Origin of the sequence: Coprococcus phoceensis, from assembly GCF_900104635.1 — a bacterium.
GTDB classification, from domain to species: Bacteria; Bacillota; Clostridia; order Lachnospirales; family Lachnospiraceae; genus Faecalimonas; species Faecalimonas phoceensis.
Genome location: NZ_FNWC01000007.1, coordinates 588,335 through 602,603, shown reverse-complemented (window position 1 = coordinate 602,603; position 14,269 = coordinate 588,335). Strand labels below are relative to the sequence as shown.

General features: G+C 42.2%; 11 protein-coding genes. 2 read left to right on the top strand and 9 right to left on the bottom strand.

Translation table 11 applies throughout. The features are described 5' to 3' along the window. Positions 1–29 precede the first annotated feature (29 nt). Positions 30–1,934: an OPT family oligopeptide transporter gene (locus BQ5364_RS06540; protein WP_022249943.1), complete on the bottom strand. Its 1,905-nt coding sequence runs from the start codon at positions 1,932–1,934 to the stop codon at positions 30–32. Between the two features lie 483 nt (positions 1,935–2,417). Here BQ5364_RS06540 and BQ5364_RS06535 point away from each other — a divergent pair, with 483 nt between their 5' ends. Further along, positions 2,418–3,731 (top strand): TrkH family potassium uptake protein, encoded by a 1,314-nt coding sequence (locus BQ5364_RS06535; protein ID WP_004611233.1) that lies wholly within the window; start codon positions 2,418–2,420, stop codon positions 3,729–3,731. A 12-nt stretch (positions 3,732–3,743) separates the two neighbouring features. After that, positions 3,744–4,388 carry a potassium channel family protein gene (locus BQ5364_RS06530; RefSeq protein ID WP_004611234.1) on the top strand — a complete coding sequence of 215 codons (645 nt, stop codon included), beginning with the start codon at positions 3,744–3,746 and terminating at the stop codon, positions 4,386–4,388. Here BQ5364_RS06530 and BQ5364_RS06525 read toward each other — a convergent pair. The 8 genes from BQ5364_RS06525 to BQ5364_RS06490 all read right to left on the bottom strand — a co-directional run bounded on the left by BQ5364_RS06525 (position 4,378) and on the right by BQ5364_RS06490 (position 14,268). Further along, positions 4,378–5,079 (bottom strand): response regulator, encoded by a 702-nt coding sequence (locus BQ5364_RS06525; RefSeq protein ID WP_004611235.1) that lies wholly within the window; start codon positions 5,077–5,079, stop codon positions 4,378–4,380. The genes BQ5364_RS06530 and BQ5364_RS06525 overlap by 11 nt on opposite strands. Next, a complete protein-coding gene (locus BQ5364_RS06520) occupies positions 5,072–6,616 on the bottom strand; it encodes an ATP-binding protein (RefSeq protein ID WP_004611236.1) in 1,545 nt (514 codons plus the stop codon). Before BQ5364_RS06520 ends, BQ5364_RS06525 begins: the two co-directional genes overlap by 8 nt. A 46-nt stretch (positions 6,617–6,662) precedes the next feature. After that, positions 6,663–8,657 (bottom strand): DUF4118 domain-containing protein, encoded by a 1,995-nt coding sequence (locus BQ5364_RS06515; protein WP_071143880.1) that lies wholly within the window; start codon positions 8,655–8,657, stop codon positions 6,663–6,665. Continuing rightward, entirely contained in the window at positions 8,658–9,302 is a 645-nt protein-coding gene (gene kdpC, locus BQ5364_RS06510; RefSeq protein ID WP_071143879.1) for a potassium-transporting ATPase subunit KdpC, read from the bottom strand. 13 nt (positions 9,303–9,315) lie between these two features. Next, entirely contained in the window at positions 9,316–11,370 is a 2,055-nt protein-coding gene (kdpB, locus tag BQ5364_RS06505) for a potassium-transporting ATPase subunit KdpB (protein ID WP_071143878.1), read from the bottom strand. A 27-nt stretch (positions 11,371–11,397) separates the two neighbouring features. Continuing rightward, a complete protein-coding gene (gene kdpA, locus BQ5364_RS06500; protein WP_022249938.1) occupies positions 11,398–13,125 on the bottom strand; it encodes a potassium-transporting ATPase subunit KdpA in 1,728 nt (575 codons plus the stop codon). 87 nt (positions 13,126–13,212) lie between these two features. Then, complete coding sequence (locus BQ5364_RS06495; RefSeq protein ID WP_004611243.1) at positions 13,213–13,407, bottom strand: hypothetical protein; 195 nt, start codon at positions 13,405–13,407, stop codon at positions 13,213–13,215. Positions 13,408–13,569: 162 nt separating this feature from the next. Then, a complete protein-coding gene (locus BQ5364_RS06490; RefSeq protein ID WP_004611244.1) occupies positions 13,570–14,268 on the bottom strand; it encodes a response regulator in 699 nt (232 codons plus the stop codon). Position 14,269 lies beyond the last annotated feature (1 nt).

Genomic DNA, 14,269 nt, shown 5'->3' with positions numbered 1-14,269 from the left:
AAGGCTGCATGAACACTTTACTCTTCTAATTAATTTTTATTTTCTTTTGAAAACAGTGTTACTTTGAACAGTGAACCGATAACTACAACTAAGAAGATGAGAATCGCGCCAATCTGTCCAAGTGAGAATCCTCCTAACAATTTTGTCAGATCAAGTTCCACTACAGCGAATACCGCAAGTAAAATTCCGACAAGACCTTCACCGGCAATCATACCGGAAGTATAGAGAATACCTCTGTCGATAGCAGCTTTTTTCTTTTCTTCTGAAAGACCGCGTTTCTTTTCAACAACAAGTCTTACAAGACCACCTGCCATGATACCGGCATTTAAAGAAAGTGGTAAGTACATACCTACTGCAAACGGAAGTACCGGAATTCTCAAAATCTCAACTACAATTGCGATTGCTGCACCGGCTCCGATCAATCCCCAAGGAAGATCTGCATTCATAACACCTTCCACGATCATTCTCATCATTGTAGCCTGCGCTGCCGGAAGTTCTGTTGAACCATATCCCCATGCTTCGTTGAGCAGGTAAAGTACTCCACCGATTGCAAGTGAAGATGTAAGAACACCGATCAATTCTCCCCACTGCTGTTTCTTTGGTGTGGCACCAACGATAAATCCAGTCTTCAAATCCTGAGATGTATCACCCGCAATTGCTGCTACGATACAGATAATAGAACCGATTGCGATTGCACCTTTCATACCTGTCGCACCATCGAGACCTGTTGCTTTTAATAAGATTGTCGCAATCAAAAGTGTTGCGATTGCCATACCGGATACCGGGTTATTACTGCTTCCGATCAGACCAACCATTCTAGATGATACTGTCGCAAAGAAGAAACCAAAGATTACGACGATAACTGCTCCCAATAAATTGATTGGGAATGTAGGAAGCAACCAAATTGCAATTGCAATGACTCCAACACCGATTAAGATAACCGGCATCGGCATATCCTGATCTGTTCTCAGTCCACTTGCTGCTTTTCCCTTATTATTAGACATACTCTTCATTGCCTGAGAGAACGTCTTTACAATCAATGGCAATGATTTGATCAAACTGATGATACCACCTGTTGCAACTGCACCGGCACCTATGTACTTAATGTAAGTTCCCCATAACTCACTTGGCGCAAGCGAACTGATTGGTTTTGTTCCAGGGAAGATGATCGCATCCCCTGCAAACAAGCTGATCAATGGCATCAATACGAACCAGCTGAGCACACTACCGGAGAACATGTAGCTTGCAATTCTTGGTCCACAGATGTAACCAACGCCTACAAGTGCAGGAAGCACATCCATACCGACTGCCGACCCTTTGTATGCCTTAATATCATAGTTTACACTGCTTGGGAACACTCCCAAACCGTCAGCCACAAATTTGTATACTGCCGCAATCCCAAGTCCGGAAAATACGACAGATGCTTTTGATCCTCCCTCTTCACCTGCAAGAAGTACTTCTGCACAGGCAGTTCCTTCCGGATATGGAAGCACACCGTGTTCTTCAACAATCAACGCTTTACGAAGCGGAATCATGAATAAAACACCCAATGTACCACCGACAAGTGCTATCAAGAAAATCTCAAAAAGTCCAGGTGCTTCAATTCCTTCCACACCATCTGCTGCCCACAAGAATAATGCAGGCAATGTAAAAATTGCTCCGGCCGCAACTGATTCACCAGCTGAACCGATTGTCTGTACCATGTTATTCTCTAAGATAGAATCTCTTCTGAGAATCACACGAATAATTCCCATGGAAAGAACTGCCGCAGGAATTGATGCAGACACAGTCATTCCAACTCTCAATCCAAGGTACGCATTCGCCGCACCAAAGACTACCGCCAAAAGAATACCAATGAACAGCGATGTAAATGTGAACTCTGGTACTATTTTGTCAGCGGAAATAAATGGTTTAAAATCTTTTTTGTTATCCATCCTTTTCTCTCCCATTCTTTATTATTTTAATGCTTTATCTCCACAAAGCATTATAGCACCTTTCTGTCCATAAGTCACGTACTTTTGTTTTTATTTTATATTTTTTCGTAATTTTTGCATTTTATTCAGTTTTAAATCCGCCACTTTCAATAAAATTGTCTATACTTCTCATGATGACAAATCCAATCACAAACAAAAGAATCAATGCTAAAATTAATATAAAGTTTCTCATTCTCACTCACCTCTTCTTCTACACTGTATTCTAGCAATCCTCTTGTTAAAATCTGATAAAAACAAATCTGTTTCCGTAAAGATTGTATTAAAACATTTTTTTCTTTATATAATCTTTATATTAATTTTTCTTTCTTAATGTGTTTTTAATTTACTATCTCTTATAATCTATATAGTTTATAAATAATCAAAGAGGTGATTTTTATATCTTCTATACAAAAACTTTATCATCATTTTCTTCACCTTTCGCCTATGAAGATTATTTTATTTGGATACTGCGCGATCATATGTATCGGTTCTATACTTTTGGCTCTTCCTATTTCTACAAGAAATCCGGATGCAGCCAATTTATTTACCGGTTTTTTCACAGCCACGTCTGCAACGTGCGTGACCGGTCTGATCCAGGTTGATACATACACCCATTGGTCTTTCTTCGGTCAGGGTGTCATTCTCTGTCTGATTCAGATTGGCGGAATCGGATTCATGACACTTTGCATTTCGATCATGACACTCACGAAGCGAAAGATTGGTTTGGTATCCAGATCATTGATGCAGAACTCGGTCTCTGCTCCACAAATTGGCGGAATTGTAAAAATGACACGCTTTATCATAATAGGTACGTTTTCTATTGAATTTTTAGGGGCTTTTTTACTTGCCTTTCACTTTTGTCCCAAGTTTGGGCTCTCAAAAGGAATCTGGTTCTCCATTTTCCACAGCATCTCCGCATTTTGCAATGCAGGATTTGATTTAATGGGGAGTGTACAGCCATTTTCCTCACTGACAGGAGAAGTTGGAAACTGGTATGTGAATCTTATCATTATGGCGCTTATTATCATCGGGGGACTTGGTTTCTTCGTTTGGCGGGACATATTAGCAACAAAATTACATTTTCACAAAATGCAGCTTCACACCAAACTTGTTTTGAGTGTCTCACTTTTCCTGATCGCAGCCGGCACGCTTTTGCTTTTTGTATGTGAACGTGGGACAGGTGCCTATCAGGATCTGACACTTTCCGAACAGGTCGCAGCATCAGCTTTTCAGTCTGTCAGTGCAAGAACTGCCGGATTCAACAGTGTTAACCTGTCTGCTCTGACTCAGACTGGTCGATTTCTGATTATCAGTCTGATGCTGATTGGCGGTTCCCCTGGCTCTACCGCCGGCGGAATCAAAACAACAACTTTTGCCGTTTTGGTTCTTTCTGTCATCACGACATTTCGCAGCAGAAAATCTACCGAAGTGTTCGGCAGACGCCTGGAAGACTTCATCACAAGAAAGGCAACCTGCATTTTCTTTTTGTATATTACATTCTCGTTCTCTGCGGCTATGATCATATCCAGAATTGAGAACATTGACTTTTTAGATTCTTTATTTGAAAGTGTATCGGCAATCGCAACAGTTGGACTTTCCACTGGAATCACACCGGAACTGATGCCGCTGTCTCACGCGTTGCTTGCATTTTTAATGATATTCGGAAGGGTTGGTTCCCTTACCATGCTTTTAGCTTTTTCATTTACAAGAAAACAGCTTCCATCGGCTCTGCCACTGGAAAAAATTCAACTTGGTTAAGAGGTATTGATTATGAAATCTATTTTAGTAATTGGACTTGGACGTTTCGGACGTCACATCACACGTAAATTTTTAGAGGAAGGCAATTCGGTACTTGCTGTCGAAAAAAACGAAGGGCGTGCAGACAATGCCATCAACATTCTGCCGGACATTCAGATTGCTGATGCCACAAACGAGACCTTCATCAAATCTCTTGGTGTCAATAATTTCGATCTTTGTGTAGTCGCAATCGGAGATAATTTTCAAAGCGCACTTGAGATCACTGTTCTGTTAAAAGATTTTGGAGCGAAGTACATTCTCGCCCGCGCCTGCAGAGACGTACACCGCAAATTACTGCTTAGAAACGGAGCTGATCACGTCGTCTATGCAGAACGCGAAATGGCAGAGCGTCTCGCCATCAAATATGGCTCAAAAAATATTTTTGATTACATCGAACTCACACCGGAGGTTGCGATCTGTGAAGTGGCAGTTCCAGGCAATTGGATTGGCAAAAGCATCATCGAAAAATCTATACGAAACCGGTACAACATCAGCATTCTCGCAACAAAAAAAGAAGGGAAAATCTCCCCTCTTCCAGAACCGGAACACATTTTCACCCGCGATGAAACTTTAATCATCATGGGCGAAAAGAAAGTTATCCACTCTTTTACTTATTAACAACTCGAAGCATGCGGTAGCCGATGCCGATATGTGTCTGAATATATTGCGGCTGCGACGGGTTTTCTTCAATCTTCTTTCGAAGGGTTGCCATGAAAACCCGAAGCGATGCCACATCATTATCCCACGCACTTCCCCATATTTCTCTTGTAATGTAGGTGTGCGTCAACACTTTCCCTACATTCTTTGCAAGCAGACTCAATAATTTATACTCTGTCGAAGTCAGATGCAGTTCTTTTTCTTTCAAATATACACATCCGGACACATAATCAATCCGCAGATCTCCATTAACAAATTCTGTCTGCTCCTGCGACACACTCATGTACTGCAGCCTTCTTAGCGTCACGCGAAGCCTCGCCAAAAGTTCATCCACAGAAAATGGTTTGGTCAGATAATCGTCCGCCCCTGCATCCAGCGCATCAATCTTATCACGATCTTCGCTTCTTGCGCTGATTACAATAATTGGAAGATTTGACCAGGAACGAACTTTTTTAATAATCTCAATTCCATCCATATCCGGAAGTCCCAGATCCAAAAGCATAATGTCCGGCTTTTGAGACACCGACTCTAAAAGAGCCTGCACGCCGTTTGGCGCTGTATGGAAACGATAGTCCTGTGTCTCTAATGTCGTCGTGATCAGGTTCCTGATCGCTGTATCGTCCTCTACTACTAATATCAATGGTTTATTCACTTATCGTTACCTCCTCAGCCTGTAATGTAAATGAAAATATCGTTCCGCTTGGAACGTTATCCGCAACCCAAATTGTTCCGCCATGTGCATGGATAATAGATTTTGCCAAAAACAGCCCAAGTCCAAGTCCTCTTCTGCTGTCCGCCGGCTTATTCTCAGCCGTATAAAACATATCAAAGATTTTTTCTTTTGCTTCCTCTTTGATTCCCTTTCCATTGTCTGCAACCGATATTTCTATCATATCTGCCTTTTGCACCGCAGAGACCTCTATGCGGGAACCTTCCTGTGTATATTTTATTGCATTTTCCACAAGATTGATCAGCACCTGCACTATCAATCTGGAATCCATCTTCGCAAGAAGCAATTCCTCGGACGGTTCGTACACTAGCTGATGTTCTTCCCGCTTTCTGCTAATATGCTTTAGCGCCTCCTCAATCACCTCGTCCACAAGCTCCACCTGCATATTGAGCTGCATAGAACTTTCTTCCAGGCGCGTCACGGAAAGCAGATTTTCCACAAGGTTGATCAGCCACATCGAATCGTCATAAATTCCCGTATACAGCTGTCTGCGTTTTTCTTTATCAAACGCTTCCTCGTTATTCAAAAGAATTGCCGCATTCCCCGATATACTTGTAAGCGGTGTTCGCAGATCATGCGAAATCGATCGCAGCAGATTTGCTCTCAGCTGCTCATTTTTCGCTTTTGTAACCGCCTCTTCTCGTTTTCGGTTATAGATCTCTTTCTCCAACGCCAATGCACATTCTCCCAAAATCGAGAGAAGCAGATTGCTTTCAAATGTATTTAACTGTACCCCTTTCAGAGCGATCCCGATCACACCATATACATTGTCACAATTGCGGATCGTCAAATACATACAGACTGCATCTTTTTTTACTTCTGTACCCGCACCGGCACGCTTCTTGCTCTCAAATGCATACCGGGCAGTTTCCCGCTCTTTCGCGCTTATATAGATCTCTTTTTCCTGTTCTCCTTGCGCAAGGCAGACCGACGGCTCACAAAGAATTCCGTCTGTACATTCATAATACACGACACTTTTCCCGATCAATTTCACAATCTGTCCTGCCGCCTCTCGTATGATTTCTTCTGCGTTTTCTGCCTTCTGCAGTATCTGATTCGTCTCCAGAAGAATTTTTGTGCGATAAGCCATCAACGCCGACTGTTCTGCCTGTTTTCTGAGCTGGATCGCTAAATTACTCGCAATGATCGCCGCAAGAAATGCAATCACGAACGTAATCGGATACCCGGAATCATATGCAGTGAGTGAAAATCTCGGCTCCGTATACAAAAAGTTAAAAAGCAGAACACTGCAAAGGGAGGAAAGCACACTCCACATTCTGCTTGCCGTGATCACGGCAGTGATCATAACCCCGAGCACATATACAATCAATATATTTGCTTCTGTAAACCTCAGGTAGCGAAACATCGCTCCAATCCCTGTCGCTATTGCCAAAATAACTATTGTGACACCAATTCCTTTCCAACTGTCATTGTGACGTTTGGCCCCTTGTTCTCCCATACACCTCTCCTATCAGATTGTAATTTATACCCATTATACCATACTATCAGTGAAATGTGTCTTGAAGTTTTACTCCGGTCTCATTTAACATCGCAATCAACAGCCCATATTCAAATTCCTGCAATTTTCGGCGTTCTTCCAAATAGATTCCAAGAATTCCTTTCACTTCTTTTTCGTTCTGAATCGGGATATACATCGCCTTTGCAGTCGGGAGTGTATGCGTACATGTTCCCGCGCGGTGATGATTTGCAGCTGACCACTGCGCCACTGCACGCTCCTGAGAATCCAAAAGGAACTCCAGCTGCTCCTTCGTCACGCCTTTTTTCGGAAATACAAGCGCATCATTTAAGAGTCCTTTTTCATTTACCGGATAAATGATCAAAGATAAATTCAGCAATTTTCCAACCTGTCCTGCCACTTGGTTCCACACTTCCAGCTCTGATTTACAACGTCGAAGCTTCTGACTGTTTTCCAGCAAAATCTCTGTACGGTACGCCTTTTTTACGCTCTCCCTGTTTTGCAATTTCAGTTTTCTTGTCTGAACAGCTGTAAACAGCCCCACAATAAAGAGCATCAGAAATGTAGTCGGATACCCCTTGTCATAAGCTTTTAAGGACAAATACGGCTCCGTAAAGAAAAAATTAAACGCCAGCACACTGAACATGGAAGAATACACCGCAAACAATTTATTGTCAGAGATATAAGATGACAACAATACCCCCAGAATGTACACCATAATAATGTTGGATTCCGGAAGATTCCATTTTTGTAGGACAAAGGCAACCATCGTAGTCAAAATCATTACAACCGTAATTGCAGCAAATCCCCAAAAAATTCGTTTCCACTTTTTCTCCCATCTCTCCGATCTGATATTCATCCTTGTGCGTATCTTTTTCTGCTTGATGTCCGGGATTACATAGACATCGATATTCGGTGCCCGGTTGTTAAGCTTCTCCAAAAGTTCCGGTCTTGGTTTTTGAATAAAACGGTTGTGATTTGTTCTGCCAAGAACCACTTTTGACACATTTCCGACAACTGCATACTCCGCAATCTGAAAACCGATATCTGAACCAAATACCGTCACAATCTTCGCTCCGAGCGAACGCGCAAGTTCCATGTGATTTTGAAGGCTCTGTTTTGTCTTTTCTCCTGCTTCCTGCATTTCCGGAGTCTCTACATAGATTCCTGTAAACTTTGCATGAAAAGCATATGCAAGCCGCGCAGCAGATCGAATTACCTTTGGGCTGGATTCGGCAGCCGAGATACATACGAGCACATGTTCTCCGGTATGGTATTCCATATCTCCCATAATATTTCGTTCTTCTTCCGCAATACGGTTCACACGATCCGCTGTCCTTCGCAGTGTAATCTCACGCAGTGCCGCAAGTTTTTCTCTTCGGAAAAAATGATCCAGCGCCCTCTGCGCCTGCTGCTTTTGATAAATTTTCCCTTCCTGCATACGCTTGATCAAATCTTCCGGCTCAATATCGATCACTTCCACCTGATCGGCATGGTCAAAAATGCGATCAGGGACTCTCTCCCGCACCTCGATATGCGTGATCGTCCCTACAAGATCGTTCAAACTCTCTAAATGCTGGATATTGATGGTTGTATACACATCAATTCCAGCTCTCAGTAATTCTTTTACATCCTGATATCGCTTATGGTTTCTGCATCCGGCAACATTGGTATGCGCAAGCTCATCTACCAGAATCAGTTTCGGCTTTCGTTTCAACGCCTGCTCCAGATCAAATTCCCGGAATTTCACTCCCTTATATTCAATCCAAAGCGGCGGTATCATCTCCAGTCCTTCCGTCAGCTTCAAGGTATCCGGTCTGTCATGCGGCTCAATATAACCGGCAACGACATCAATTCCATGCTTTTTTGCCTCATGCGCCGCCTCCAGCATAGTGTAAGTCTTTCCGGAGCCGGCTGCATAGCCCAAAAATATCTTTAATTTCCCACGTGTCGTCTGTTTTTGTTCTTCTTCATATTTCAGCCTTCTTAGAAGCTGTTCTGAATTTGGTCGCATCTCTTCCATCTATATGATCCCCATCGCTGCTGCAATATCCAGATTACATTTCAGTACATTTACTTTTTCTTCCCCGAAAATTCCAAGGAATTTTTCTTCTGTATGACTTTTTACGATTTCTTTGACTTTTTCTTCTGATAATCCAGAATTTTTTGCAACTGTTTCAATTTGAACTTCCGCTGCTTTCGGGCTGATATGTGGATCCAGTCCGGAACCGGAAGCTGTAAGTAAGTCAGCCGGAATATCTTCTTTCTTCACATCCGGATGCTCTTTTAAAAATGTTTCCAAATCCTTCTCCATTCGTTTTTCCAGCTCCGGATTCGAATTTCCATAATTAGAGCCTCCTGATGTAACTCCACTGTACTCTCCATTTTCTTTTTGCTCTTCTGTATATGTATTATAGTTTACAGCAGATACTCTTCCATGAAAGAAATAGTCTTCTGTAAAATCCTGTCCAATCAATTCAGAGCCGACCGCCTCTTCTGCATTTGAAGTAGGTTCGCCGTTTTTATCGATCAGATTCCCGTTGGCTTTGTTTTTCATTGTAAGCTGACTAATTCCTGTCAATGCAAACGGATAGATAAATGCACAGATCACAATCATCACAAAACAAAACACAATGGATTTCCTTAACATTTTTCCAAGTTTCTTCATAGAATTTTCCTCCTTACATTCCGATCATACTAAGCAGCGGAGCAACGATCAGGTCAATCAATTTGATGCCGACAAACGGTACAATAATTCCGCCAAGTCCATAGATACTCATATTTTTCAAAAGAAGTCTTTCTGCTTTCATCGGTTTATATTTAACACCTTTCATAGCAATCGGAATCAACGCTGGAATAATAATGGCATTGAAGATCAACGCTGAAAGGATTGCACTTGCCGGTGTTGCCAAATGCATGATATTTAAAATCTGCATCTGTGGAAGTACCAGTGTAAACATTGCCGGGATGATTGCAAAGTATTTTGCAATATCATTCGCAATACTGAATGTCGTAAGAGAACCTCTTGTAATCAATAGCTGTTTTCCAATCTCTACCACTTCCAAAATTTTTGTCGGATCAGAATCCAGATCCACCATATTGGCCGCTTCTTTTGCAGCCTGTGTGCCGGAATTCATCGCAAGTCCGACATCCGCCTGCGCAAGCGCCGGCGCGTCATTTGTTCCATCACCTGTCATCGCAACCAATTTTCCTTCTGCCTGTTCCTTCTTAATCGCCTCGATTTTATCTTCCGGACGACATTCTGCGATAAATCCATCTACTCCTGCTTCCTTTGCGATTGTCGCAGCTGTGAGTGGATTATCTCCGGTACACATAATTGTTTTGATTCCAATCTCGCGAAGCCTCTCAAAACGCTCTACCAAGCCTGATTTCACTGTATCTTTCAGATAAATGACACCATAAATTTTCTCATTGACACATACAACCAGCGGTGTTCCTCCGAGATTAGATACCTCCGCTACAATCTCTTCCAAATCTTTCGGAATGTTTCCACCTTTTTCCTTTACAAATGTCTTGATCGCATCTGAAGCGCCTTTTCTTACAATCGTTCCGTCTTTGCAATCCACACCGCTCATCTTTGTCTGTGCTGTAAATTCCACAAAATTCATGCCCTCTGTATGAAATGCTTCCGTGTCACATCCCATCTGTCTTCCAAGATCTACCGTAGATTTTCCTTCCGGAGTCTCATCAAGTAACGAAGAAAGTACACTATACTGAATCAATTCTTCTTTTTCAACACCCTCAACCGGATAAAACTCTGCTGCCAGACGGTTTCCGTATGTGATGGTTCCTGTCTTATCCAAAATCATTGTGTCGACGTCGCCACAAGCCTCCACCGCTTTTCCGGACATTGCAATAACATTGAAGCGAGTAACACGATCCATACCTGCAATACCAATCGCAGAGAGAAGTCCTCCGATCGTCGTCGGAATCAGGCAAACCATCAGCGCAATCGACCATGATATCGGAATCTCTACGCCCAAATAATTTGCAAATGGATACAGCGTGATAACCACGATCATAAAAATTACTGTCAACACGATCAAAAGTGTATTCAGCGCGATCTCATTTGGTGTCTTCTGTCTGGACGCCCCCTCTACAAGAGAGATCATCTTATCCAAAAATGATTCCCCAGGTTCTGCCACAATTCGAATCTTTAACCAGTCAGATACAACTGTTGTTCCTCCTGTCACGGAAGAGAAATCTCCGCCCGATTCACGGGTTACCGGTGCAGACTCTCCTGTGATTGCGGATTCATCTACTGATGCGATTCCTTCGATGACTTCACCATCATTTGGGATGACTTCCCCCATTTTCACCAATACGATATCACCTTTTCGAAGCTCTGATGCAAAGATCATTTCTTCTTCACCATTTTGGCGGATCACTCTTGCCTTTGTATCCTTTTTCGTCTTCTTCAAAGTTGCTGCCTGTGCTTTTCCACGTCCCTCTGCCACAGATTCCGCAAAGTTTGCAAACAACACCGTGATAAACAAAACAACTGTCACAATACCATTATAAATTCGATTTTCTCCTCCTTCACCGAATAAAGTCGGAAAAATCGTAAGCACCAATGTAATGAAAAATCCTAATTCTACGACAAACATTACCGGATTTTTTATCATATATCTCGGATCCAATTTTTGAAATGCTCCTATAATAGAAGATTTCATAATATCCGGTGTAATAAATTTCGTCTTTTCCTTTTTAGCCATGTCCCTAATCTCCTTTTCTTTGCTTTATCACATCCACATTGACAGATGCTCTGCAATCGGTCCCAATGCAAGTGCCGGGAAGAATGTCAAAGCTGCAAAAATGTAGACGATAAATACAAGGATAATCATAAATGTCACATTATCTGTTCGTAATGTTCCGATTGTCTCATTCACTTTCTTCTTTGCAAGAAGTGAACCTGCAATCGCAAGCTGTGCGATAATCGCAATATAGCGTCCGAAGAACATCGCAAGTCCGGTCGTCACATTCCAGAATGTGCTGTTGTCAGCCAAACCTTCGAATCCTGAACCATTGTTTGCCGCCGAAGAAGCATATTCATACAACACCTGCGTAAATCCATGGAATCCCGGATTCGTAATTCCATCTGTGCCTCCTGTGACAGACACAGCCAATGCTGAAAATCCTAAAACCAAAAGCGGATGAATCAAGATGACAATCGCAACCAGTTTCATTTCTTTTCCTTCAATTTTTTTATTCAAATATTCCGGTGTACGCCCTACCATCAATCCGCAGATGAACACTGCAAGGATGACATACACAACCATATTCATCAGACCGACACCTTTTCCTCCAAACACACAGTTGAGCATCATATGCAGCAACGGTACCAGTCCTCCAAGCGGTGTTAGTGAGTCATGCATATTGTTTACAGTTCCTGTCGTAAATGAAGTCGTAACGGTCGTGAATAACGAAGATTGTGCCACTCCAAACCGAACTTCTTTTCCTTCCATATTTCCGGCAGTCTGATCTACTCCCATGTCACTGATCACAGGGTTTCCTGCCATCTCCGAATGGTAGCAAAGTGTGAGTCCTACTGCAAAAAGAATTGCCATTGCTCCAAAGATTACCGCTCCTTGTCTTCCCATCAGAATCCGTTTTTTTGTCGGCATTACTGCCTGCATCTCTTTTTTCTCTTTTTTTCTGTCATGCAGCATATGTCCAAATGTGACAACACATGCTCCCGGAAGAATCATCATAGAAATCAATTCTACCATATTCGAAATGATTGTCGGATTTTCAAAAGGCGTCGTTGAGTTTGCACCAAAGAATCCCCCACCGTTTGTTCCCAGATGTTTGATGGATTCCAGCGCTGCCACAGGTCCCATTGCCAAATCCTGAAACTTTCCTTCGATGGTGTTTACTGTCACATTTCCCATCAGTGTCTGTGGAACTCCCTGGCTGACTAACACCAATCCCAAGATCAGTGATACCGGAATCAAAATTCTTGTTATGATTCTCACCATGTCTTTATAAAAATTTCCCATTTTTCTTCCGGAAAGTCCTCTGCAAAATGCCATACATGCTGCGTATCCGCTTGCTGCGGAAGTGAACATCATAAAGATGATGACACACATCTGACTCGCATAAGAAAGACCACTTTCTCCTGCATAGTGCTGTAAATTCGTATTTGTCATAAAGCTTATGATTGTATTGAATGAAAGGCTTGCGTCCATTCCTTCAATCCCGTTAGGATTTAAAAACAATACATTCTGAATTCTTAAAATCAGATATCCGACAAACACCATCACTGCATTGACCATCACCAAGGTGAGCGCATATTTTTTCCAGCCCATCTCCTCGTCTTTGATACCGCAGATTTTATAAATAAAATGATCAATCGGATTAAATACCTTATCTGCAAATGTTTTTTGATATGTGGCAATGTGGTACATATATTTTCCCATTGGAATGACAAGTATCAGAAAAATTGCCAGTGTAGCTATAATTTGTAACATGTCTCTTACCTCTCTCTATTCGTTTCATTCTTTTTCGGCTCTATCTGTGATTCGCAAAAATCAGCGAATAGTTTGATCAATCCGAAACTACCAAGTAAAATTCCAATCATAATAAGATCCATCATCTTTTTCTCCTCCTTGTTTCATAACATCTTTACAGTCGCTTTCATCAAACACGTAGCGACTATTTTGTGGAAACGCTCCAAAGGCTTCCAGATTCTCCCTCACAAAATTGCAAAGCCTCTGCATCTCTTCTTTATCACTGTTCTTTATTTTCATCATGACAAAGACCTCCTTATTGCTCTCTTTTTCTTTGCATGCTTATATTAATCTCTTTTTTGTGAGATGGGTGTGAGAGTTCCGCGTGATGCTGTGAGAATCCTGTGAGAAAAAAATACCGTTTTGACTTTTTATGCCAAAACGGTATTTGTATTCTGCACTATTCTATTCATTTACCAGACGATAACCGACTCCTATCTCGGTCAAAATATATCTTGGTTTTGCCGGACTTTTCTCAATTTTTCTCCGAAGCCCCGCCATCAACGCTCTCAGCGCCTGCGTATCTGTTCCATAGCTGATTCCATAAATTTCTTTGATGATATACTGCGACGTCAAAACTTTTCCCGCATTTTTAAAAAAGAGCGTAAGTAAATTGTATTCCAGCGGAGTTACATGAATCTCTGCTCCATCTAAATACACAAGTCGTTTTTCCAGATCAATTGACAGACCTCCGACCGTGCGCACTGCCTGCCCACTTTCCGTACCTGTCTTTTTCAAATGTCTAAGCGCCACTCGGATACGCGCCATCAGCTCAGTGGTAGAAAACGGTTTTGTCAGATAATCGTCTGCTCCCGTATCCAGCGCCGCCGCTTTTTCATGATCCTGATCCCTCGCCGACACGACGATAATCGGTATTTCCGACCATTCTCTGATTTTTTTGATCACATCCATCCCATCGCAATCCGGAAGTCCCAAATCCAAAAGAACCAGATCCACCGGATTCGTCACAAGCAAAGATAGTGCATTTTTAGCAGTTCCTGCACTCAAATGCGGAAAACCTTCCTGCTGCAGCACATAGCTTATAAAATTTCGGATCTGTGCATCATCCTCCACAATGAGAATTGTTTCACTTCTTGTTATCATG